Origin of the sequence: Pseudomonas sp. QTF5 (assembly GCF_000512695.2) — a bacterium.
In the GTDB taxonomy this organism is placed as follows: domain Bacteria; phylum Pseudomonadota; class Gammaproteobacteria; order Pseudomonadales; family Pseudomonadaceae; genus Aquipseudomonas.
Genome location: NZ_AZRW02000015.1, coordinates 106,310 through 128,892, shown reverse-complemented (window position 1 = coordinate 128,892; position 22,583 = coordinate 106,310). Strand labels below are relative to the sequence as shown.

Below are 22,583 nucleotides of genomic sequence, written 5' to 3'. Positions count from 1 at the left end.
TATTGCAGAAAAGGGGGTAACCATAGATGTGGGAGCGGGCTTGCTCGCGAAGAACGATAACGCAGTCTTTAGGTGAGAATCCGAATTGGCTTCCCAGCCGCCCAGGCCTGTATGTCCTCGATCATCTGCGAATAGAACAGTTGGTAATTCTGCCGGCTGACATACCCGACATGAGGCGTGGCCAGCACATTGTCCAGCGTTCTAAAGGGATGATGGCGGGGCAACGGTTCGTGTTCGAACACGTCCAGCGCAGCGCCCGCCAGGCGTTTTTTCTGAAGTGCCTTGATCAACGCCGACTCATCGACAATCGGCCCGCGAGCCGTATTGATCAGCCATGCCGTGGGTTTCATCCAGTCCAGTGCCTGAGCGTCCACCAGCCCTCGGCTACGCTCGCTGAGCACCAGATGGATCGACAACACATCGGCCTGCTCGAACAGTTCTTGCTTGCTGACATAGGTGACGTCGGCTTCGGCAGCCCGTTCGGCGGTCAGGTTTTCGCTCCAGGCAATCACCCGCATGCCGAACACCTGGCCGAACCGGGCTACCCGTTGACCGATGCTGCCCAGACCGAGAATCGCCAAGGTCTTGCCCTGCAGGTCGCCGCCCAATCCTTGTTGCCATAAACCTGCGCGCAAGGCATTGGCTTCGGCCACCAGGTTGCGGGTCGCGGCCATGATCAGCGCCCAGGTCAGTTCCGGCGCGGCATGTTTGTAGCTGTCGGTGCCGCACACCTGGATACCCAGCGCGGCGGCGGCTTTCAGGTCCAGAGCGGCGTTGCGCATGCCACCGGTAACCAGCAGTTTGAGTGCGGGCAAGCGGCGCAGCAGGTCTTCGTCGAACCGGGTGCGCTCACGCATCACGCAGATCACCTCGAATGCGTCGAGCCGGTCGGCCAGGGTTTCGTTATCGGCGGGGTAGTCATGGATAAAACTCACCTGGCCGATGCTGTCCAGCACCGACCAGTCCACCACGTCACGAGCCACGTCCTGCCAGTCATCGATCACCGCAATCTGCACCGTCATTCAGCCTTACCTCATCAACGAACGGGATTGGTTTTGTTCAGCCAGTCGAGCAACGCCTGATGGAATGTCGCCGGTTCCTCCATCTGCGGCGCGTGGCCAAGGCCCGGGAATTCAATCAGCGTCGACTGTGGAATCAGTTTCGCCACTTGTTTGCCGAGTACGTCGTAATGACCGATTTTCGCCTTGACCTCGGGCGGTGCGATGTCCTTGTTGATGGCCGTGGTGTCGGAGGTGCCGATCAGCAGCAGGGTCGGCACTTTCAGGTCCTTGAACTCGTAGTACACCGGTTGGCTGAAGATCATGTCGTAAATCAGCGCCGAGTTCCAAGCCACCGCTGTTTTGCCTGGCCCTTTGGCCAGGCCTGCATACATGTTCACCCAGCGGTCAAACTCGGGTTTCCAGCGGCCATCGTAATAGGTGGTGCGTTGGTAGTCGTGAATACCTTGCGCGGTCACTTTCAGCTCTCGCTCAAACCATTGATCAACCGTGCGGTAGGGCACGCCGAGGGCTTTCCAGTCTTCCAGGCCGATGGGATTGACCAGCGCCAGTTGTTCGACTTGATCGGGGTATTGCAGCGCGTAGCGGGTGGCGAGCATGCCGCCGGTAGAGTGGCCGAGCAGAGTGGCCTTTTGGATGCCGAGGGCCTTGAGCAGTTGCTGGGTGTTGAATGCCAGTTGCTGGAAACTGTATTGATAGTGGTCCGGTTTGCTGGAGGTGCAGAAGCCGATCTGGTCGGGGGCAATGACCCGGTAACCGGCCTCGCTCAGCGCCTTGATCGAGCTGTCCCAGGTGGCTGCGCAGAAATTCTTGCCATGCATCAGCACCACGCTGCGTCCATTGACCTTGCCTTGGGCGGCAATGTCCATGTAACCCATCTGCAGGGATTTGCCCTGGGACTCAAAGGCGAAGTGCTTGACTGTGTAGGGGTACTCGAAGCCCTGAAGTTGCGGGCCGTATTCCGGCGTTTCGGTCTGGGACTGGTCTTGGGCGTAGGCGAGAACGGGCAGGGCTGCCGTCAGCAGCAGACCCGGTAACCAGCGGCGGAAAATGCGCGACATGGGTGAGCTCCACAGGAAATCTGCCGATGCTGGATCGGCATGATTAGGATGACATTAAACATAGGTCATGGCCGTAATGCCGAGCGCAATCCATGTGGGAGCGGGCTTGCTCGCGAAGGCGGTGTGCCAGACAACATTGATGTCGACTGACACTCCCTCTTCGCGAGCAAGCCCGCTCCTACAGGTTCCGCAACTTAACTGACGGGCATTGGCCAATGGCCCTGCATGATCGTTCAACCCATCCAGCCCAGCGTAGCCAGGGCCAACACACCGTAGCGGGCGCCCTTGGCGAGCGTCACGATCACCAGGAAACGTCCCAGCGGTTCGCGCATGACGCCAGCCACCAGCGTCAGTGGGTCGCCGATGATGGGCACCCAGCTCAGTAGCAACGACCAATGGCCGTAACGCTGATAGTGCTTTTGGGCTTGCTCGAGATGGCGAGGGCTGACCGGAAACCAGCGTCGGTCGCGGAACCGCTCGATGCCGCGCCCCAGCCACCAGTTCAGCAGCGAGCCCAGCACGTTGCCCAGCGTTGCGACCGCCAGCAGCGACCAGAGCCAATACTGGCCGCTGAGCAACAACCCCACCAGCACCGCTTCGGATTGCAGTGGCAGCAGCGTCGCGGCACCGAACGCGGCGAGAAACAGCCCGATGTAGGCGCCGTACATCAATGGGCGGGGTAGTCCGCCACCACTACGTCAGTGCCGTCCTTTTTCAGGCCGATCACTTGGTAGGCATCGCTCATGCCGTCCATTTCCATACCGGGCGAGCCCATGGGCATGCCGGGGGCAGCAACCCCCAACAGATCGTCACGCTTGCTCAAGGCCAGAACTTGATCGGCCGGCACATGGCCTTCGACGAATTTTCCATTGATAAGGCCGGTGTGACACGACGCGAGGCGCGGTGGCACGCCGTGTTGTTGCTTGAATTGGCTCATGTCGGCTTCGACATGGTCTTCGACCTTGAAACCGTTGGCTTCCAGATGACTGACCCATTTTTTGCAACAGCCGCAATTGGCGTCGCGGTGAACTTCGATGGGAATCAGGTCGGCGGCCTGGGCCAGGGAAGAGATGAAAAGGGCGCTCAGGGCGGCCAGACGCAGGTAGGTTCGCATGGGATCTCGTCTCGGGTTGTGGCCAAAAAAGATGCATTTTGACCCTTTTCTGCCGAGATGAGATACGAGATTGTTTCCGGGTAATACAGCCTTGTAGGAGCGGGCTTGCCCTAAATGCCAGTCAGTTAAGGTGCGAAACCTGTGGGAGCGGGCTTGCTCGCGAAGACGGCGGCATAGTCAACATTGATGTCGCCTGATACACCGCTTTCGCGAGCAAGCCCGCTCCCACATTGAATTGCGCTTAACTGACTGGCATTAGGGCTTGCCCGCGAAGGCGGCAGTACAGTCAACATTGATGTCGCCAGATATACCGCTTTCGTCGGAACGCCGCCCGGAGCAAGCTCGCTCCTACAGTCAGGGATCATGTCCGCTCCCACAGGAACCGTTTACCGGTCAAGCAACTTCATGACTTCTTCCGGATAACGCAGGCCTGCCGTGGCATTGACCGGGAATATTGCTTCCAGGGCCTGCAACTCTGCGCGGCTCAGCTTCACGTCCAGCGCGGCCACATTTTCTTCCAGGTATTTACGCTGTTTGGTGCCTGGAATCGGAATCAGATAATCCCCTTGGGCCAAGACCCAGGCCAACGCCAGTTGGCCCGCCGTCACACCCTTGTCGGCGGCCAGGGCCTGCACCTGCTGCACCAGCAACAGGTTTTTAGCGAAGTTTTCCCCTTGAAAACGTGGACTGAAGCGACGGTAGTCGTCGGCTGCGAAATCATCCGGATTTTTCAGTGCTCCGGTCAAAAAGCCCCGGCCCAACGGACTGTAAGGCACAAAGGCAACGCCCAGGCGCTGGCACGCGGCCAGGCAACCGTTCTCCTCCTGATCGCGGCTCCATAACGAGTATTCACTTTGCAGTGCGCTGATCGGATGAACCTTGTTCGCTCGCTCCAGCGTGGCGACCGACGCTTCACTCAATCCCAGATAACGCACCTTGCCGGCCTTCACCAGTTCTGCCATGGCGCCGACGGTTTCTTCGATGGCCACCTGCGGATCGATGCGGTGCTGGTAATACAAATCGAGGGTTTCCACGCCAAGGCGCTTGAGGGTGCCGTCGATAGCGTCGCGAATGTATTCCGGTCGACCGTCGACACCCCGTGCACTGGGGTTGGACGGGTCGCGGACAATGCCGAATTTGCTGGCCAGAAATACCTGGTCACGCTTGCCGACAATGGCCTTGCCGATCAGTTCTTCGTTGGTGTGTGGGCCGTACATGTCTGCCGTGTCGAGCAGATTGATCCCCAGTTCCAGCGCGCGGTGCAAAGTAGCCGTGGCTTCTCGGGTGTCCACGCCCGTGGTGTAGAAATCGGTCATGCCCATGCAGCCAAGACCAATCGCGCTCACCTGCGGACCGTTTTTGCCCAGTTGACGTGTTTGCATGAAATCAGCTCCCTGTGAATTGAAATCCTATTGTTGACCTCGACAGAAACAAGATAAACCGGCTAAAACTGCTATCACTATTTGTAATTTCTAAATAATCAGCCGGTAAGCCAAAGCAATGGACCGTTTCAACGCCATGCGCGTGTTCACCCGAATCGTCGAATTGGGCGGCTTCGCCAAAGCAGCGGACAGCCTGCAATTGCCTCGCGCCTCCGTGACCATTCTGATCAAGCAACTTGAGGCACATCTGGGCGTGCAACTGCTGCAACGCACCACCCGGCAGATCAGCCTGACGCTTGACGGTGCTGCCTATTACCCGCGTTGCGTGCGACTGCTGGCGGATCTGGAGGAAACCGAAGCCGTATTTTCCGCTGCTCGCCACAATCCCAAAGGTCTGCTGCGAGTGGATATGCCGGCGGGAGTGGGGCGTTTGATCGTGATCCCGGCCTTACCGCAATTCACTGCCCGGTATCCATTGATCGAACTGGAAATCGGTTTGAATGACCGGCCAGTGGATCTTATCCGCGAAGGTGTCGATTGCGTGTTGCGGGGTGGCTCGACCCTGGACGACTCACTGGTGGCACGGCCGCTGTGCATGCTGGACCAGGTCACCTGTGCGAGCCCGGAATACTTGCAGCGTCGCGGGACTCCGCTGTGTCTGGAGGATCTGAAGGGGCACCAGATGGTGGAATACTTTTCCAATGACACCGGCAAACGCTACGGACTGGAATTTGTACTCGATGACCAGCTGCGGCTGATCGACCTGCCCAGGCACATTTCGGTCAACAGTGCCGATGGCTATCTGGCGGCGTGTGAGGCGGGATATGGCTTGGTCCAGACCCCGTATTATCACGTTGCCCGCCAACTGAAGGAGGGGCGTTTGATCGAGGTCCTGAGGGACGTGCCGCCACCGGGTATGCCGCTGACGGCGCTCTATCCTCCTCATCGCCAGTTGTCCCGGCGGGTGCGGGTGTTCGTCGACTGGATGGTGGAACTCTGTGCGCAGCCGGCTAATGGTTTTTTTAGAAAAGACTCATGCGGCTGAAAGCAACATTCATTACTTTGGCGCTACGTGTGTACGCCGCAATAGAAGTCAAAACTCTTCATCGGCTGTAACATGAGACCCCGTTTGCAGCCCCTCATTCCCGCAGCACGGTAGGGGCTTGGCATGCAATCGGATACAAGCCGGATACATTTTTTGGTTCAGGAACCCGCAATGACCCAGTCGCAACGTTTGAAATATTCGATTCTGATTTCCCTGGTGGTGCTGGGGATCATGTTCGGCCTTTCCTGGCTGCAAAATGCCGGGATCATCACAGAGCAGCTGTTCCAGTACATGGCCATCGGGGTGGCGGTGCTCGTGGTGGTGATCAATGGCGTGATGCGTCGCAAGGTCAAGCCTTGAGCGACGACCCCTGGCCGGATTGCTCGCTGTAAAGGACGGCGGCGGCCTGTGGATGCAGGCTGTAGCTTTTGTCCGGATTGAGGGTGATCAAGCCTTCACCGCACAAGCGTTTCAACACTTCTCGGACACTGAGAAAGGACAGGGGAATGTCCAGGTCCAGCAAGTGGCTGTGTACGCCACGCACTCCCAGGCTGCGGTCGCTTTCGGCGGCGGTCAGCAAGGCGTCGATGACTTTCAGGCGAATCAGGCTGGTTCGCAGGCCAAAGCTCTTGAGTAGAAACCTGATCCGTTCGTTGCCGTGGCGTTCGGCTGGTTGATTGAACGCGCGGGAGCCCAGGGTGTTGGCTTTTGGCGCATGGCTACCGTCCGTTGGCAGTTGCGGGTTGTACATGCAAAAACTCCTTTTCAGAGCCTGATCAGGAAAATGTGATGGGTGCTCTCAATCAATAAGACGAACGAGCCAGGCAAATAATGAAGACTGGCATGTAGAAAATTTGTCGCCGTTACGTCAGCGGCCTGTGAGCCGGGCGTGTGGACGCCCTCAAAGGCTTAAATTTTTGCTGGTTGCTTCGTTTGAAAGGGAGGCGCATTGGGTAATGTCGGTAAGTTAAGGGCAAATCGGACACGTAGGAGCCAGGCTTGCGCCAATGCCTGTCAGTTAAGGTGCGGAACCTGTGGGAGCGGGCTTGCTCGCGAAGACGGCGGCACAGTCAACATCGATGTCGCCTGACATACCGCTTTCGCGAGCAAGCCCGCTCCCACATGGGTTGCGCTTAACTGACCGGCATTAGGCGCATTGCGTGTCATACGTCTTTTCGATCAGGAGCGAGCGTGATTATTTCCAGGAAGTTAACCAGGTTGAGCCTTGCGGGTGTGTTTCTGGGGCTGAGTCTTGCGGCAAATGCGCGCAGCCAGCCAGAGCAGGCGATAGCCGAGATTCGTCGAACCAGTTTCGGCGTGCCGCATATTCGTGCCGACAACGAGCGCGGCCTCGGCTATGGCATTGGCTATGCCTACGCTCAGGACAATCTGTGTTTGCTGGCCAATGAAATCGTCACCGTCAATGGCGAGCGCTCCCGATATTTCGGCCCGGACCGGTTCACGGTCGAAGAGCGCGGGAACCTGGCCAGCGATGTGTTTTTCAACTGGCTGAATACCCCGCAGGCGGTTGCCGCTTTCTGGCAGGCGCAAACGCCTGAAGTCCGTGGGCTCATCGAAGGTTATGTGGCGGGTTACAACCGTTCGCTGACGGAGCGTCGGGCGCAAGGTTTACCGCAACAATGCCAGGGAGAATGGGTGCGCGCGATTACTGCGCAGGATCTGATCAAGTTGACCCGACGTCTGTTGGTCGAAGGCGGCGTGGGGCAGTTTGCCGAAGCATTGGCCGGCGCTACCCCGCCGAAAACCGTCACCCATGTGGCGGGCGAGCCAGCGTCTTTCCAGCTGGCGGCCTCGCGCATGCAACGTTTTGCTCTGGATCGCGGCAGCAATGCGGTTGCGATCGGCAGCGAACGTTCGTTCAACGGTCGCGGAATGCTGCTGGCCAATCCGCACTTTCCCTGGGTGGGCGGGATGCGCTTTTATCAGATGCACCTGACCATTCCCGGCAAACTGGATGTCATGGGCGCCGCATTGCCGGGTCTGCCCATAATCAATATTGGTTTCAACCAGCACTTGGCATGGACCCACACGGTGGATTCATCCAAGCACTTCACGCTGTATCGCCTGCAACTCGATCCCATGGATCCGACCCGTTACCTGCTGGATGGCAAGTCCTTGCCGATGAAAAAGCAGACACTGGCGGTAAACGTGAAGCAACCCGATGGCCAGAGCCGGCAGATTTCCCATGTGGTCTATAGCTCGCAATTTGGCCCGATTGTGCAATGGCCCGGAAAACTGGACTGGAACAACCAGTTCGCCTACAGCCTGCGCGATGCCAATCTGGATAACGACCGCGTCTTGCAGCAGTGGTATGCGATGAACCGCGCTGCCAGCCTCAAGGATTTGCAGGCATCGGTGCACAAGATTCAGGGGATTCCGTGGGTCAATACCCTGGCGGTGGACGATCAGGGGCAGACGCTTTACATGAACCTGTCGGTGGTGCCGAACGTCAGTGCCGACAAACTGGCCAAGTGCAGCGATCCGCGGGCCGGATTACAGATGATCCTGCTTGACGGCTCCAACAGCGCCTGCGCCTGGGACATCGACCCGCAGGCTGCGCAAAAAGGTATCTATGCGGCAGACAAATTGCCGCAACTGCTGCGCAAAGACTTTGTGCAGCATTCCAATGATTCGGCCTGGATGGCCAACCCGGCACAACCGCTCACCGGTTTCTCGCCGTTGATCAGTCAGGACAATCAGCCATTGGGGTTGCGTTCGCGCTTTGCGCTGGAGCGTCTGGGCACCTTGAACAAGGCCGGTACTGTCACTGCGGCGGATCTGCAGCAGATGGTGATGGATGATCAGGTGTATCAAGCAGCTCAAGTGATGCCGGACCTGCTGCAATTCTGTGCCGCGGACCTCGGCCCTGATGTGCCGACGCTTGCGCCGCTGTGTGCCAGTCTCAAAGCGTGGGATCGCCGGGTGAATCTGGACAGCGGGCTGGGGTTTGTACATTTTCAGAATGTCATGGTGCCGTTACAGAAAATTCCTGACATCTGGCGGGTAGCGTTCGATCCGAAGGATGCGCAACACACACCGCGTGGCCTGGCAATTGAACGGCCAGACGTCGCCAAAGCGGTTCGGGGGGCGATGCTGGCCTCGGTCGAACAGGTAAAAACCCTTGGCCTGAAAGCCGATAGCCGCTGGGGCGATATCCAGATGGTCAGCAGTGGCGGGCAGCAAACGCCAATTCACGGCGGGCCGGGCACGCTGGGTGTGTATAACGCGATCCAAAGCGTGCCGAGCACCGACGGCAAACGCGAAGTCGTCAGTGGCACCAGTTATTTGCAGGTGGTGACGTTCGATGACAAGGGGCCTCAGGCTCAGGGCTTACTGGCATTCTCATTGTCCAGTGATCCGGCGTCGAAGTACTCTCGGGATCAGACACTGGCCTTTTCGAAGAAACAGTTGAGTGTGTTGCCGTTTACCGAGCAGCAGATCACGGCCGATCCGCAGTACCAGGCTCAGACGATTCGAGAGCAGGATGAAAAAGCAGGGAAGATCGCCGCGCAGTAATCGCGATAACGTTTGAATGAAAAATGAAGGCCGCACCCCGCAAGGGTGGCGGCCTTCAGCTTTTTGGAGCTTGTTGCGGGATCGAATTGAGGACCGGATTGCCGTCCTTGTTGCGGGTCAGGTAGACCGGCAGCACCTTGGGCAACGAAGCCACCAGGTTGTTGAGCTCTTTGATGTTGTAGATACCGCCGAGGCGAATCGAGCCGGTACTGTGGTCCGCGAGCATGACTGGTTTGTTCAAATAACGATTGATCAAGGGCATGGCTTCGGTCAGCGCCAGATCATCGAGCACCAGTTTGCCGCTGCGCCAGGCCAGCGAATGGTCATTGGCAGAGGTCTGGCTGATTTGCGGCGTGAAGTCGCCGTGCCGGTAATGTGCCTGCATGGCAGGTTCGAGATGTGAACCCTCGCCGGGCAGGGCACCGTTACTGGTCACCAGCACAGAACCTTCGATCAGGTTCACGCGTACCTGGTCTTCATACATCCAGACATTGAATTGGGTACCCGTGACGCGAATCCTGCCATCGGCTGCCCTGACGATGAACGGATGTTGCTGGTCATGACTGACGCTGAAGAAGGCTTCACCTTTTTTCAGCGTGACGCGACGCTGATCCTTGTAATTGCTGAACGTCAATTCACTGCCCAGGTTCAGCTCCACCTGGCTGCCATCGCTCAGCGTAACCTGACGAACATTATCGGTCGCCTCGAAATGCTGGTAGGTATTGGGCAGCCAACCCAGGTTCCATCCGGTATAGGCCGCCAGCGGCAGCGCGAGGGCGCAGACGGTGGCGGCAATGCCGAAGGTGCGCCAAGGCGTTGCCGGTTTGACGCGAGCAGCCGGCGCGGCGGATTCGGGACGAGGCAAATCCCCGGCCACATCCCAGATCTCCAGCATGGCTTCGTACTCGAGGGCATGCAGCGGATGAGCATTACGCCATTGCTCGAACGCCAGGCGTTCTTCGGCCGTGCAGTCGATGGCGTGCAGACGCATGCACCAGTGCGCAGCGGCATCGGTGATGGCGTCGTATTGGGCTTGCGAGAGAGAGTGGTCGGTCATTGACTCATCCTGATTTCCTGCATTCTAACCTTGAGGGAAGTCTGCGAGAACAACCGTCATGGCAATTGCCCATCAAAGTAGAACTTATTTTCATCCAGACGCCCTGAAACAGGGCGTCGTCAGGCAAGTATCCATAAAGGGAGTGAAAAAAAGATCAAAGGACGCTTGATCTGCTTCATCCCCCGTTACCGCTGCAAACGTTAAGTTCATGGTGTACTGGTGTGCAGTTGGCGCCCCAAATGACTGATCAACCAGGAAACACTGTCAGCGTTACCCAATTGCACCGCCAATCTAACCTTCGAGTCGCTCATAAAGTGACGGCGTGCATCGGACAATGTCGTTTGACCGGTTAGTTTCAAAACCTGAGCGAGCTCCCTTTCGGTGTTTTCATAAGTCGCTTGGCCAAAATCCTCCCAAAGGCCGGTATCGGCATTGAAGACCGTGAAAAGTTGGTTTGATCGGCTTGACAGCGCTGTGCTCTGGAGCGTGGACAGCGCGCTCCTGAGCTCGCGGGCGCGGCTACTGGATGTTTCGATCAAGTCGGCAAAAGGCCTAACGGCATCGAGGTAGGCAATATCTTCGGTATTGCTGACGATGTGCGAAAGCTCATGGATCAAAGTGGTCGCGCGTGCATGAGCGCTGATCGGGAAGGACGCGTCAGACAAATAATTGCGGTAGTGATCAAGACGAGGAAGAAAAAACTTTTCGGCCAGGTAGATTTTGCGGCTCTCGTCCGAAGGAATAGCGAAGCCGAAGGTATTGTCCCTTTCTACGAGTGCCCTTCCGACAGCGAAGCGCCCGGATTTCGGTTGCCTGAGTGTTGGATCCAGCAACGCGCTAAAGATGTCACCCAGCGTTTTTTCCAGCATCGACACATGCTCCGGAAGCACCTCAGGCACATCAATGAAGTCCTTGATGAGTTGATGGACAGGTGATGCCCTTCCGACGGAAGTCTTGAGTAATTGCAGGTTGCGCATGCTGTTCCAGGCATAGGTGGTTGCCAGGTCCAGACCTTCTTCAATCAGCCTGGCCTTCACGGGGAACAGCGAGCGGATTTCGGGCATACCGTCGGCTTCAACGTTCATGCCATGTATGCGGGTAATCAACGTTTCCAATCGGTTGAGCATTCCGTACCGGGGACGTTGTGTTTCTGAGTCCGCAATCCATTGCCGCCCAGTGTTCTGACTCAGATAAGGGCCTTGGGACTTGTCGCCGCCAATGCGCCAGCGATCCACTTGTTTCTTGACGGGATAGACGTTGCCTTCGACCGCTGCGAAGTGTTTTTTTGTCGTCGGATGCGTGTAGAGGCCCAGTGCCGGATTCAGGGTCATTGAGTTCAGATCTACATCCGTACGCTCGTGACGCCGCAAGCGAATGCGCTCGGGGGCGGTGATGTCCAGATCTTCCCATTTAAGCGGTAGATCATCTGCGTGTGGCGCTGGCTCGCTGATGGCCGAAGACGAGGTCGCTTCCTCCGCTGTCGATTGACGCAGCATGGCGAGTTGCGCGATGCCACTGATGAACGACTTTATCGCCGGCTTCCATTGTTGCATCTGGAGGTCTTCGGCGGATTGCTTGATGTCTTTGTAACTGCGCCACACGGTGATCGGGTACGCAAGTTTGCCCATAAAGAACGTATAGGCCTGCTGCCCATCCTCGCTCAATACATGCTTGATGACCGCCCATTCGCTGTGGGTGCTGGTATCAGACTGGCAACCCAGCAACCGAGCGAGCAACGCGGCGTTGTCGTTGAACAACCGGGTGAACAGGTTGCCCGTGACAGGCTCGAGCCCCAGGCTCAGGTCGCCGGGTTTATCACGGGCAGGTGTCAAGCTGCTTTCGCACAGGGTTCGATCAGCCGTAGACAGACTGCCAAGGACCCAGTTGCGCAAAGCGCCTGGCGTCTTCAAATCAGCCAGCAACAGCTGTTCATTTGCGTATTCTTTTACCCCGTGTTCGGGACTGTAGGGGGCGATCAGAACTCGAGGACCGGTGATGTTCTGTTGTTGTCCGATCACATAGGTGCCTGGCACCTGAATCGCTTCGCCGTTTTTGATACCCAAGAGTTGCAGCGGACGGATAATCGCCTCCGCACCCTGGACAGCTGCGCGAGCAATGCTGTCGGGCATATCCATGACTTGTCGAATGAGATCAAACCCGGTCTGACTCAGGCGACCTTGCAGTTTTTCTGCGTGGGCGTAGTGCAGGAGTTGCCACGGCAACTGTGCTGCGAACCGTTTTTTACGTGTTGCAGCGTTGCTGTGGGTGTCGGCAAGTTCGGCATTCAATACGGTTCGCTGATGCTGGCCGAGGTTCAGATTCTGGATCAAACGTTTGACATAGCTTTCGTCCATCCCTTGAGGAATCGCAGTGGCGTCAAGTGAAACCAGTTTGAAACGGGCCTGATCCAGGTCATGAAAGTGAATCAAGGCGAAATCTGTGAGGGTTTGCGTTTGCGTTTGCGTTTGCGTTGATGTCGATGTCGATGTCGATGTCGATGTTGAGTCCGAGGCCGTCGAAGGCGAGCTGATCTGTACCTGGACGTTGTCCGGGTCAATATTGAAGGTATCTGCCTTGAGTCGCTTCTCGAGTTCATGGTGGGCCGTTCGCTGCAGCGAACGAATGCCGGTCAGATAGTCGTTGTCGTCGCTGACATTGTTCACGTGTTGCTGGAGCAGTTCTGCATGCAGCATCTGATCTTCAATCGAAGCGTTGTCCAGCCATTCAGGAAGCTTTTGCCGAGTGATCAGGGATCGGGCGATATCCATTGCCCGGTGCAACCCTGTCATGGGTTGGCGCAAGGACACGAGATTCAGAAGACTGGAGCGTGTCCCCTCGGGAAGAGCGATGTGAAGAGCTTTCTCGACAAGCGCAGGGTCCAGTCGAACATGTTTTTTTTGAACGTGGTCGAGAAAGTCTTCGTGAATCAGTTCCAGCGGCGCCAAGGTCAATGTGTGGCTGAGTATCCGTTCGCCGCGGCTCAGGTTTTCCAGCAGTGAGACGCGTTTGTCGGGGTTTTGCAGGCGTTTCTGGAGCCTGCTCAGCAATGCTGTCAATGACGGGAGCGCTTCAAACCCCAGGGTTGGCGTCCAGAGGATGGCCTTGCCCGAATGGGTCGGGTCCAGACCGCCACGTTCAGTCAGTACGAAACAGCTGGACAGCTTCATTAAGTCCGTAGAGTCGCCAGCCTTGAGCACCAGCGCAAATACATCGGGGAAAAAACCGTTCAGCCCGGCACGCTGGAGCCTTGCAGGCGTGTCGAGGACTGTTTTGATGATCGCCTGTTCAACAGCACCCAGCGTGCCGGCGAGTGTCCGCAGTTTGAGCTCACTGTGCAATGCTGTTGACATCGTGCGAGTGAAGCCTGATCGCAGCCGCGCCAGGGACTCTGCGACGATACTTTGCGCTTCGGCGACAGTGCGGGTTGCGGTGGGGATGGGAGGATGAAGGGCAAGTTGCCGTTCGAGCGTCTGTTCAGCGGCGCTGAGCAGGGGCAGCAGTTCGGTGGCCGACTCAGTGGGCACGGTGGCCGCGAGCGTGCGCCGTAGTAGCTCCGACTGTTTACTCCATCGCAGGTCCAGCTGCGTGCTCCATCGTCCACCGACATCGGCGACCAGCAACCGGTGATCGATCAATCCCCGTACATCCAGCGCCTTGTCAAGCAACGCGTGCGGGTCGAGCATGCCTTCACCTGCATGGTAGAGGCGCAGTGCATAAGTCAGGTTTTGCAGTTGCTTGTCGAGGATATCCTTCATGAGCTGCTCGAACACGGCGCCGGTAACCGGCTCACCGATGATCATGCGTTCGTTCTCATGGAATGAGAGGAATGTGTCACGTTCTTCGAGGGACATGAAATCGAGCAGATTGTCCTCACGACGTTCGCTTTTCATCATGTTCAACACAATGCGTCTGACTGCAGGCAGGTTGTAGGTGGCGTCGATACCTCTGGATGGGGTGTACAAATAACTCACGGGCTCGTTGCTGCCGATCATCAAGGTACAAGCCAGTTGCGCATAATGCTTTTGAGGTGCGCTGACACGCACTTTTTCGATGCGCAGCGCTCCGTTCGATGCCGACGAGTCATCGATGCCGGCCTCGCCGACCGTCGTCAATTTCAGGTATTCGCTCGAGGACAAATCACCTTGCTGGCGTTTGAGTAAAAGTTGAGTGTGATAGGTATCGCAAAGGCACCGGGAAAAAAACTCCGAGCGCGATTGCCCGTTGCTTATAGGGGTATTCCAGAAGGTTTCGAGCAGGTTGCCAAGGCGAATCGCCAGGTTTTTTGCGCTCTCGGTTATCGCGCTTTCCCAGAACTGGTTATCAGCGGCGCTGCTGGTGCCATGTCTGGGATGGTAAAAATTCCTGTAGTCACCCAGCGGCCATTGATGGGTCAGGTAGTAATGCAGCAGGGCATCGCTCAGTGGCATCGAAGACACCTTACGGCGGTGTTCAATGTTATCGGCGTTGGAGCGGGTAAAGCTATCCAGGCGAGTCAGGCGCTGATCCAGTGTGGGGAAGCGCCTGGCCAGTGCTGTTTTGAGCGTTTCGTCCAGCATCCACTGGAACGTCGGCATTTTCACCAGCTCATCAATCATCGCCTTGAGGTTGTGTGACTGATTGAGTTTGATGAGCCGCTCCTGGTCCTGGAATACGATCCCTTCGACTACTTTCGTGGAAATGCCAGACACCGCATCCGCCAACACAGCGTCGCGCTGCTCGATGGAGAGGTAACGGAGCAGCTCTCGTTGCCCGGTGGTCTGCCCAAGCCATTGCTCAAGTTGATACTTGAGGCTGGCCATGTCGGCAAATTTGATCAGGCCCTTCCACGGCGTGTAGAGCATCACCGACGCAGTGTTGGGCAGATTCATGGCAAAGGCCCCGGCCAACGGTATATCGGTTGCACCGCTGAAACGCAGAAGCAGTTGATCGACTTGCATGGGCCTGGTTTGGGTCATGCGAGCTGCGTGGGTGGGAAGATAAACACCGTTCAACCAATCCAGGTCGTCAAGGGTGAAGTTCAGTGCTTCTTCGCGAGCACCAGGTTCCTTGGCAAGGGACGCACGATGCGCCTCATCGAAAAAATAGGGTTGTGTGGAAGACGTCATGGAGTTTCCTCTAAGGGGCTGCGACGGGAGATCGCAGCTCGTTGGGTTGAGGAAAAACATTAGGACGAATGAAAGGCCTGAGTGCGGTACATATTGCTTGATCCTGAAACTGCGCTGAAGGCTTGACAGGAGGCCGGTAAAACAGCGCTTAATCGAGGATTGTTTTCCGGTTGCCCTGCAACTTTGTTTGACCTGTTGCCCGTACCTAATAATAAAACTGGAGCTTCAGATGTCTGCACCACACGATCATGTGTCTACTGCGGTTTCGCAAAACTTGCCCTTCGAAGCGCTGACGGCGTTGCTCGAGCAGATCTTCCTGCGCCACGGCACCTCAGCCGCTGTCGCCAGAACCCTGGCCCTCAACTGCGCCGGCGCCGAGCGCGACGGGGCTCACAGTCACGGTGTTTTTCGCATTCCCGGTTATGTGTCGACGCTGCAGAGCGGCTGGGTCAATGGTCAGGCTGTGCCGGTGGTCGAGGATGTGGCTTCGGGGTTTGTCCGGGTCGACGCCGCCAATGGTTTTGCCCAACCGGCTCTTGCGGCGGCGCGGTCATTGCTGGTCGAGAAAGCCCGCAGCGCAGGCATTGCGGTGCTGGCTATCCGTAATTCCCACCATTTCGCCGCGTTGTGGCCAGACGTCGAGCCGTTTGCCGATGAAGGCCTGGTGGCACTGAGCGTGGTCAACAGCATGACTTGCGTGGTGCCGCACGGTGCCGATCGGCCGCTGTTCGGGACCAACCCGATTGCCTTCGCCGCCCCTCGCGCCAACGGTGATCCGATCGTCTTCGACCTGGCGACCAGCGCCATCGCCCATGGCGATGTACAGATCGCTGCGCGTAAAGGCGAGCGTTTGCCGGCGGGCATGGGTGTGGACAGCCTCGGTCAGCCGACCCAGGATCCGAAAGCGATCCTTGAGGGCGGCGCCTTGTTGCCGTTTGGCGGGCACAAGGGCTCGGCGCTGTCGATGATGGTGGAGTTGTTGGCGGCGGCGTTGACCGGAGGCAATTTTTCTTTCGAGTTCGACTGGTCGAACCATCCGGGGGCGAAAACACCCTGGACCGGTCAACTGCTGATCGTGATCGACCCGAGCAAATCGGCGGGGCAGAATTTTGCCGAGCGCAGTCAGGAACTGGTCCGGCAGATGCATGGTGTGGGGCTCAAGCGGTTACCGGGTGATCGGCGTCATCAGCAGCGCGCCAAAGCCAAAGTTGACGGCATTGCACTGGATGCTCAGACGCTGGCAAGCCTGCGGGAACTGGCGGGGCTCTGAGATCAAACGCAATACCTAATGTGGGAGCGGGCTTGCTCGCGAAGGCGGCGGTACAGTCAACATTGATGTCGCCTGACACACCGCTTTCGCGAGCAAGCCCGCTCCCACAGGTTCCGCATAGACGCTCAATGACTTAACGCCGGCCCAGCAACAGCCCCACCACCAGACCGAATCCTGCGGATATCGCCACGGTTTGCCAAGGATGACCACCGATGTAGATTTCGCTGGCCTCGACCGCGGGCCTGGTCCGGTCACGCATACTGGAGACTGAACCCTGCGCCTGCTGGAGCTTCTGGGCGATTTGCCCACGAAGGGTGTCCGCTTCCTCACCGACCAGTGAAGCACTGCTCTTCAGCAGTTTTTCCGACTCTTCGATCAGGGCCTGAAGTTCGCTGAAGACCTGATCCTTGATTTGATCCTCGGCGACTTGATCGATGATTTTACGGGCCATTGAAGTACTCCTTGCAGGTGAATGGGCGGTGAACAATGGAGTCTGGCGCCATGGCAAAAGTTGCAGCCATTTTGTCTGGCGACTTCACCCTGAGGAAAATCCAGGGCAGGACATTTCTTCCTACAGTGTAAGATGTCGCCTATTTTACGCAGCAGGAAATTCCCATGAGCTTCAATCTGGCCGACAAATCCCTTGCCGAGCGCGCGGCGCTTGAAGATGAAAAATCCCGTCTGTTCGAACTCTGGCAAAACAACCTGGGCAAAGCCAAGGGCGAAGCCGCCCGATTGTTCGGTGAGCGTGCCAAGCGCAAAGGCAAATGGGCCGAGTGGGTCCGCTCCGAACTCGACGGCATGTCGCCCCCGGAATTTGCGAACATGGTGCGCAGTGAAGTCAATCGGCTGATGGCCGCTAAGTAAACTTCTGCCAGACACTATTCCCTACGAGTGGGAAAAGATCGCGACAATGGCTTCACGCACTTTCAATACCACCGGATCGAGCTGCGCACTGGTGCGCCAGCCCAGCTCGATCGGATAGCGTGGCAGCGCCAAAGGGCAGGGCAGCAGCGCCAGTCCGCTGAGCGCGGCGATACTTCGAGCCGCATGAGCTGGATAGTCGCCACCGCCTGACTGCCCTTGAGCAGATACGGCAACGCGGCAAAGTGCGTGGTCGACGCGCATACCCGCCGACTCAGCCCCAACGCCGGCTCGCTCGCCACAAAGGTAGGCATGACTGATGAGTGCGCTTCAGTGAACAGCATTGCCGTTGGGGGCGTGATTGTCGTCTAGTCTCTAGGCGTTCACACCCCTGTCAACGGATGGACTGTCCATGAGTTTGTTACTCGGCCCGATTCTGCAATTTCGTGGCATCAACAGTAATGTCTATAACGTATCTGCTCTAGTGGTTTTACCCTTGGGCGCGACATCACCCAGCGTAAAAGTACCCGGCGGTGTCACTGCCGGCAAACCGTTGGCCACCGCCGATATCCCGTTGCTCAATCCTCAGTTCCGCGTCTGGCGCATCGATTTCAAAGCGCTGCAAGACCAGGCTGTTGCCAGCACTTACACGATCAAGATAGAGGGCGCGCAGGCCAACTTCGTCGTTCCGGCCGAGGGCCAGTCGCCGCGCTTGGCCTATGTGTCGTGCAACGGTTTCTCGGACCCCAAGGACATGGAGAAGGTGGACCGGAACAACGAGCGTTGGGAGCACATGTGGGGGGCTCATCAAAGCAAGCCCTATCATCTGTTGTTGATGGGGGGCGATCAGGTTTATAGCGACGAGATGCGCAGCAGTGTGTCGTCGATGAAAACATGGTTTGCCAAACCCTTCGCCGACCGTCGAAAGGCGGTCTACAGCAAGGTGATCGAAGCCGATCTGGACAAGTTCTTCGCCAGACTCTACCTGGAGCACTGGAAACAACCCGAGGTCGCGAAGCTGCTCAGCGCTGTTCCGACCGTGATGATGTGGGATGACCATGACATCGTCGATGGCTGGGGTTCCTATGATGAGATATTGCATTCAAGCCCGGTGTTTCAGGGACTGTTTGCCACGGCCAAACGTTATTTCAGGATTTTCCAGCAGCAACTGATCCAGACTCATCCGCACCTCAAACCGTCCGCTGATACTCATCCCTGTGCGATTCCCGACACCGCTGACGGCTTTCACCTGGGGTTTACCGGCCTGGGTGAATTGGCATTGCTGGTTCCCGACCTGCGCAGCGAACGTGCGCCGGATTTGACGACTCCGCCGGCTCGGCAAACCCGGATCATTTCGCCCGTCAGTTGGGATGCGATTTATGCGTGGCTGGGCAAGGTCAAGGGGCATAAGCACTTGCTGCTGATGTCGAGTATTCCCGTGGGTTACCTGGATTTGCAGGCGGCCGAAATGGCACTGGACCTGATCTCGGGGCAACAGGAGCTCGAGGACGATTTGCGCGACCATTGGCGAAGCCTGCCCCATCGAGACGAACGCAAGCGGTTGATCATGCGGCTGCTGGATTTCGCCCACGCCGAATCCTGCAAGGTCACGCTGGTGTCCGGTGATGTTCATGTGGCAGGGGCTTGCGTGATCGAATCGACGTTGTCCCGGCATCGCAACGATGGTTCAGGATTGATCTACCAATTGATTTCGACCGGGGTCGTGCATCCTTCACCGCCGGTGTTGGCGGTGCAGTTTCTGGAGTCCATTGGCAAGCATCAGGAACAGATCGACTACGCCATCACCGGAACCATGTTGCCCATCGGTGCACGGGGGCGTTACCTGATCGCCGCTCGAAACTGGCTGGCGATAGAGCCGGATGAAGACAGCACCGGCAGAAGTCGGCTATGGGCCAACTGGCACGTAGAAGGTCTCAAACATTGCGTGACCCAGGTGATCGATCCCGTTAAACCACGGGCCGAGCCGTGAGCATTACCACGTGCCGGTGGTCGGCCCCGGCAGGCTGAGCTTGCCGCGATCAACGAAACGCATCGTGCCGAACACGCCGCTGGCCAATTTTCCCCGAAGCACGTACGGCAGATTGTTCAGTGTCTGCAGCTGACCCAGCCCGAGGGTCTGACGCAGCACCGAGAAGGCCGAAACGCTCACCGGCACCACGATGACTGCTTCGGAAAAACGCGGAATCGAGCCCGATTGGTCGCTGACACCGGAGGCGAGGGATTGACCGTTCACCTCCAGGTCCAGGGCCACGCCGTTGTAGTCGATCGCCGTTTCATTGGGGTTTTGCACGCGCAGCTTTACCGCAAAGCGCACTTCCAGTTCCTGGCTTGGCAGCGGCTCGATACCGACCACGTTGATGTTCAGCGGGTCGCGATGAGGGAACAGGGCGCAGGCGCTTAGGGAGAGCAGCAGGAGGAACAGGACAAACAATCTGCGCATGGACAGGCTCTCGAACAGGAAGTTATTCAGCACGATAGCGCACAACGCGCTGACAGTGATTCGAAGATATTTCGCAGTCTGTTATGACGCCTTCGCGGGCAAGTCGGATCGCCGCACCGCTCGCTCCTACAGGGATCGCCACAATCCTGCAGGAGCGAGGCTGTTGCCCGCGAAGCTTTTCAGATTGGCGAATGACTCCTGCCAATTTCTGACAGCAGCCTCTGCTAAGCTCCGACAACTTTTCAGGAAAGAGCCTGTCGACCGTGTCGCGAACCAGCCGTCTATTGACTTTGTTACAAGTGCTGCGGGGCAAAAGTCGTCCGGTGACTGCCGCGACATTGGCCAGCGAACTGGAGATTTCCGAACGCACGCTGTACCGCGACATCGCGGAACTCACCGCGCTCGGCGCGCCGATCTTTGGCGAGGCGGGGATTGGCTATGTATTGCGCAGCGGTCTGTTTCTGCCTCCCTTGATGCTCAATGCCGATGAAACCGAAGCCATCGTGCTCGGCTTGCGCTACGTGGATCAGCGTGGCGATGAGGTCTTGGGCAAAGCCGCGGCCGATGCCCTGGCAAAAATCGCCGCGGTACTCGATCCGGCGGCCCAAGAGGCCTTGCGCAACCCGACGGTGCTGCCGGGCCCGCCGGGTTATGGCTATCCGCAAAATGCCGTGCCTTTGAACGTGTTTCGCCAAGCCATCCGCGATCAGGCCAAGCTGCACATCGATTACGCCGATGCCAATCAGGTGCCCAGTCAGCGGCTGATCTGGCCGTTGGCTCTGGGTTTCCTCAATGAAGTGCGGATCATCGTTGCCTGGTGTGAATTGCGCAGCGCTTATCGCACGTTCCGCACCGACCGGCTATCCGCCGCCAGTGCGCAGGGCGAACGCTATCCAGGGCGGCGCAGCGACCTGTTGCGCACCTGGCGCAAGCAGATGCAGCTCGACGAAGCAGGGCGTTTCACTCCTGACAAAAACTGACACAGGCTTGTTTTAGCATGGCTCCAGAATCTACTCACAAGGAGCCGTAAACATGTCCAGTCCAGCCTCTTCACTGGCCCCCGCCATCGCCGCCTACATTGCCGCTGCCAATGCCCGCGATACGTCGAGGGTTGCCAGTTTTTTCGCTGAGGATGCCAACGTGTTCGATGAGGGGCAGCATCAGGTCGGCACGCAAGCCATCGCCCAATGGATGCAAGACACCGCCCAACGTTATCAGCCACGGGTCGAGGTGCTTGACGTTCAGCTGCGCACCGGCAAAGTGTTGGTTCATAACCTGATCTCCGGCACGTTTCCCGGCAGCCCGCTGGAACTGCGCTACATGTTCCGCCTCAATGAACAGGGCAAGATTGCCAGGCTGGATATCTCGCTGTAATCCGTACTGTGTAGCGACGCGGAACCTGTGGGAGCGGGCTTGCTCGCGAAAGCGGTGTGTCATTCAACATTGATGCTGGCTGATCCGACGCCTTCGCGAGCAAGCCCGCTCCCACATGGATTGCACTTCGCTAGCTGTAACAGAGACGTATACTGCCGCGCATGAATGTCGACTCTCCCTTAAGCGCCTGGCAACACGCCATCGAACAGAAGGGCTTCGTCCAGGACGAAGCCCAGGAACATGCCGTGTGGGCGCTGCAAAAATGCCACGATGCCTTGCATGAAGACCACGCGCCGATCACCGGTGTGTACCTCTGGGGTCCGGTCGGGCGGGGCAAGACCTGGTTGATGGATCAGTTCTACCAAAATCTGCGCGTCCCGGCCCGGCGTCAGCACTTTCATCATTTCATGGGCTGGGTGCATCAGCGCTCGTTTCAATTGACCGGCACCGCCGACCCGTTGAAGGCGCTGGCCCGCGAACTGAGCCAGGAAGTGCGCGTGCTGTGTTTCGATGAATTGTTCGTCAACGACATCGGTGACGCGATCATTCTCGGGCGCTTGTTTCAGGTGATGTTCGAGCAGGGCGTGGTGGTGGTCTGCACCTCCAACCAGCCGCCGGATCAGCTGTACGCGGATGGCTTCAACCGTGACCGCTTCGTGCCGGCCATTACCGCGATCAAGCAGCACATGCAAGTGATTGCGGTGGACGGCGGGGAGGATCATCGCCTGCACCCTGGCGCCGGCCTGCAGCGTTATTGGGTGAACGTACCGGGTCAGCCCGGTGCTCTGGGCGAAATGTTCAAGGCCTTGACCGCCGCCCAGTCGCTGTCCGGCGATCCGGTCAAGATCGGCTACCGTTCGGTCAATGTCATGCAGGCCAGTCAAACCGTGCTCTGGTGCCGTTATGCCGAGCTCTGCGAGCAGCCATTTGCCGCCATGGACTTCATGGCGCTGTGCGACACCTTCAGCGCTATTCTGTTGAGCGACGTGCCCAATCTCAGCGCGCAAAAACGCGAAGGGCGCATCGCCCGCGGCACTGAAGACGGCGTCGAGCGGGTGGTGGCGGGGGATCGGCAGTTGCCGCAGTTGTCGGTGCATGACGACGGCGTGCGCCGGTTCATCGCTCTGGTGGACGAATGCTATGACCGCAAGGTGCCGCTGTACCTCGAAGCACAGGTGCCGATGGAGGCGCTATACACCGAGGGCTATCTGGAGTTTCCATTTCGCCGCACCCTCAGCCGCTTACAGGAAATGCAGCTAAAACGGTTCGCCGAGGCTTGATGTTGGGGGGCGCA

At 57.9% G+C, this 22,583-nt stretch carries 19 protein-coding genes and 1 pseudogene; 9 read left to right on the top strand and 11 right to left on the bottom strand.

Features of this window, described 5'->3' with window-relative positions:
- Window positions 1-68 precede the first annotated feature (68 nt).
- The 5 genes from IC37_RS14560 to IC37_RS14540 all read right to left on the bottom strand — a co-directional run bounded on the left by IC37_RS14560 (window position 69) and on the right by IC37_RS14540 (window position 4,576).
- A complete protein-coding gene (locus IC37_RS14560; RefSeq protein ID WP_030130335.1) occupies window positions 69-1,022 on the bottom strand; it encodes a D-2-hydroxyacid dehydrogenase family protein in 954 nt (317 codons plus the stop codon).
- Between the two features lie 14 nt (window positions 1,023-1,036).
- Window positions 1,037-2,080 (bottom strand): alpha/beta fold hydrolase, encoded by a 1,044-nt coding sequence (locus IC37_RS14555; protein WP_030130334.1) that lies wholly within the window; start codon window positions 2,078-2,080, stop codon window positions 1,037-1,039.
- A 233-nt stretch (window positions 2,081-2,313) separates the two neighbouring features.
- Window positions 2,314-2,748, bottom strand: a complete 435-nt coding sequence (locus tag IC37_RS14550) for a YqaA family protein (RefSeq protein ID WP_030130333.1) — start codon at window positions 2,746-2,748, stop codon at window positions 2,314-2,316.
- Window positions 2,748-3,194, bottom strand: a complete 447-nt coding sequence (locus IC37_RS14545) for a DUF411 domain-containing protein (RefSeq protein WP_030130332.1) — start codon at window positions 3,192-3,194, stop codon at window positions 2,748-2,750. Before IC37_RS14545 ends, IC37_RS14550 begins: the two co-directional genes overlap by 1 nt.
- Before the next feature lie 386 nt (window positions 3,195-3,580).
- Window positions 3,581-4,576, bottom strand: a complete 996-nt coding sequence (locus tag IC37_RS14540; protein WP_030130331.1) for an aldo/keto reductase — start codon at window positions 4,574-4,576, stop codon at window positions 3,581-3,583.
- A gap of 118 nt (window positions 4,577-4,694) precedes the next feature.
- On the opposite strand from IC37_RS14540, the gene IC37_RS14535 reads away from it, so the two are divergent.
- Both IC37_RS14535 and IC37_RS14530 read left to right on the top strand, forming a co-directional pair.
- On the top strand, window positions 4,695-5,621 hold the full coding sequence (locus tag IC37_RS14535; RefSeq protein WP_030130330.1) for a LysR family transcriptional regulator: 927 nt from the start codon (window positions 4,695-4,697) through the stop codon (window positions 5,619-5,621).
- 171 nt (window positions 5,622-5,792) lie between these two features.
- On the top strand, window positions 5,793-5,981 hold the full coding sequence (locus tag IC37_RS14530; RefSeq protein WP_030130329.1) for a hypothetical protein: 189 nt from the start codon (window positions 5,793-5,795) through the stop codon (window positions 5,979-5,981).
- Here IC37_RS14530 and IC37_RS14525 read toward each other — a convergent pair.
- The gene (locus IC37_RS14525; protein ID WP_030130328.1) at window positions 5,971-6,372 is read right to left on the bottom strand and encodes a fe2+ zn2+ uptake regulation protein; all 402 of its coding nucleotides are present in this window, start codon (window positions 6,370-6,372) and stop codon (window positions 5,971-5,973) included. The genes IC37_RS14530 and IC37_RS14525 overlap by 11 nt on opposite strands.
- A gap of 440 nt (window positions 6,373-6,812) precedes the next feature.
- Between IC37_RS14525 and IC37_RS14520 the strand changes: the two genes are divergently transcribed.
- Complete coding sequence (locus IC37_RS14520) at window positions 6,813-9,158, top strand: acylase (protein ID WP_030130327.1); 2,346 nt, start codon at window positions 6,813-6,815, stop codon at window positions 9,156-9,158.
- 55 nt (window positions 9,159-9,213) lie between these two features.
- Here IC37_RS14520 and IC37_RS14515 read toward each other — a convergent pair whose 3' ends face one another.
- Both IC37_RS14515 and IC37_RS14510 read right to left on the bottom strand, forming a co-directional pair.
- On the bottom strand, window positions 9,214-10,215 hold the full coding sequence (locus IC37_RS14515) for a FecR family protein (protein ID WP_030130326.1): 1,002 nt from the start codon (window positions 10,213-10,215) through the stop codon (window positions 9,214-9,216).
- A gap of 206 nt (window positions 10,216-10,421) precedes the next feature.
- The gene (locus IC37_RS14510) at window positions 10,422-15,320 is read right to left on the bottom strand and encodes a dermonecrotic toxin domain-containing protein (protein WP_030130325.1); all 4,899 of its coding nucleotides are present in this window, start codon (window positions 15,318-15,320) and stop codon (window positions 10,422-10,424) included.
- Window positions 15,321-15,549: 229 nt separating this feature from the next.
- Between IC37_RS14510 and IC37_RS14505 the strand changes: the two genes are divergently transcribed.
- Complete coding sequence (locus tag IC37_RS14505; protein WP_030130324.1) at window positions 15,550-16,590, top strand: Ldh family oxidoreductase; 1,041 nt, start codon at window positions 15,550-15,552, stop codon at window positions 16,588-16,590.
- Window positions 16,591-16,723: 133 nt separating this feature from the next.
- Here IC37_RS14505 and IC37_RS14500 read toward each other — a convergent pair whose 3' ends face one another.
- Window positions 16,724-17,041, bottom strand: coding sequence for a YqjD family protein (locus tag IC37_RS14500; RefSeq protein WP_030130323.1), 318 nt, complete (start codon window positions 17,039-17,041; stop codon window positions 16,724-16,726).
- Window positions 17,042-17,205: 164 nt separating this feature from the next.
- Between IC37_RS14500 and IC37_RS14495 the strand changes: the two genes are divergently transcribed.
- A complete protein-coding gene (locus IC37_RS14495; RefSeq protein WP_030130322.1) occupies window positions 17,206-17,457 on the top strand; it encodes a hypothetical protein in 252 nt (83 codons plus the stop codon).
- 21 nt (window positions 17,458-17,478) lie between these two features.
- On the opposite strand, the pseudogene IC37_RS14490 reads toward IC37_RS14495, so the two are convergent.
- Window positions 17,479-17,741, bottom strand: a pseudogene (locus IC37_RS14490) (LysR family transcriptional regulator); the annotation flags it as partial.
- 125 nt (window positions 17,742-17,866) lie between these two features.
- Between IC37_RS14490 and IC37_RS14485 the strand changes: the two are divergent.
- Window positions 17,867-19,444, top strand: coding sequence for an alkaline phosphatase D family protein (locus IC37_RS14485; protein WP_030130320.1), 1,578 nt, complete (start codon window positions 17,867-17,869; stop codon window positions 19,442-19,444).
- Between the two features lie 3 nt (window positions 19,445-19,447).
- Here IC37_RS14485 and IC37_RS14480 read toward each other — a convergent pair whose 3' ends face one another.
- Window positions 19,448-19,915 (bottom strand): LEA type 2 family protein, encoded by a 468-nt coding sequence (locus tag IC37_RS14480; protein ID WP_030130319.1) that lies wholly within the window; start codon window positions 19,913-19,915, stop codon window positions 19,448-19,450.
- Between the two features lie 263 nt (window positions 19,916-20,178).
- Here IC37_RS14480 and IC37_RS14475 point away from each other — a divergent pair, with 263 nt between their 5' ends.
- The 3 genes from IC37_RS14475 to zapE all read left to right on the top strand — a co-directional run bounded on the left by IC37_RS14475 (window position 20,179) and on the right by zapE (window position 22,569).
- Window positions 20,179-20,895 carry a YafY family protein gene (locus IC37_RS14475; protein ID WP_030130318.1) on the top strand — a complete coding sequence of 239 codons (717 nt, stop codon included), beginning with the start codon at window positions 20,179-20,181 and terminating at the stop codon, window positions 20,893-20,895.
- 52 nt (window positions 20,896-20,947) lie between these two features.
- The gene (locus tag IC37_RS14470; protein ID WP_030130317.1) at window positions 20,948-21,289 is read left to right on the top strand and encodes a nuclear transport factor 2 family protein; all 342 of its coding nucleotides are present in this window, start codon (window positions 20,948-20,950) and stop codon (window positions 21,287-21,289) included.
- A 161-nt stretch (window positions 21,290-21,450) separates the two neighbouring features.
- Window positions 21,451-22,569 (top strand): cell division protein ZapE, encoded by a 1,119-nt coding sequence (zapE, locus tag IC37_RS14465; protein ID WP_030130316.1) that lies wholly within the window; start codon window positions 21,451-21,453, stop codon window positions 22,567-22,569.
- Window positions 22,570-22,583 lie beyond the last annotated feature (14 nt).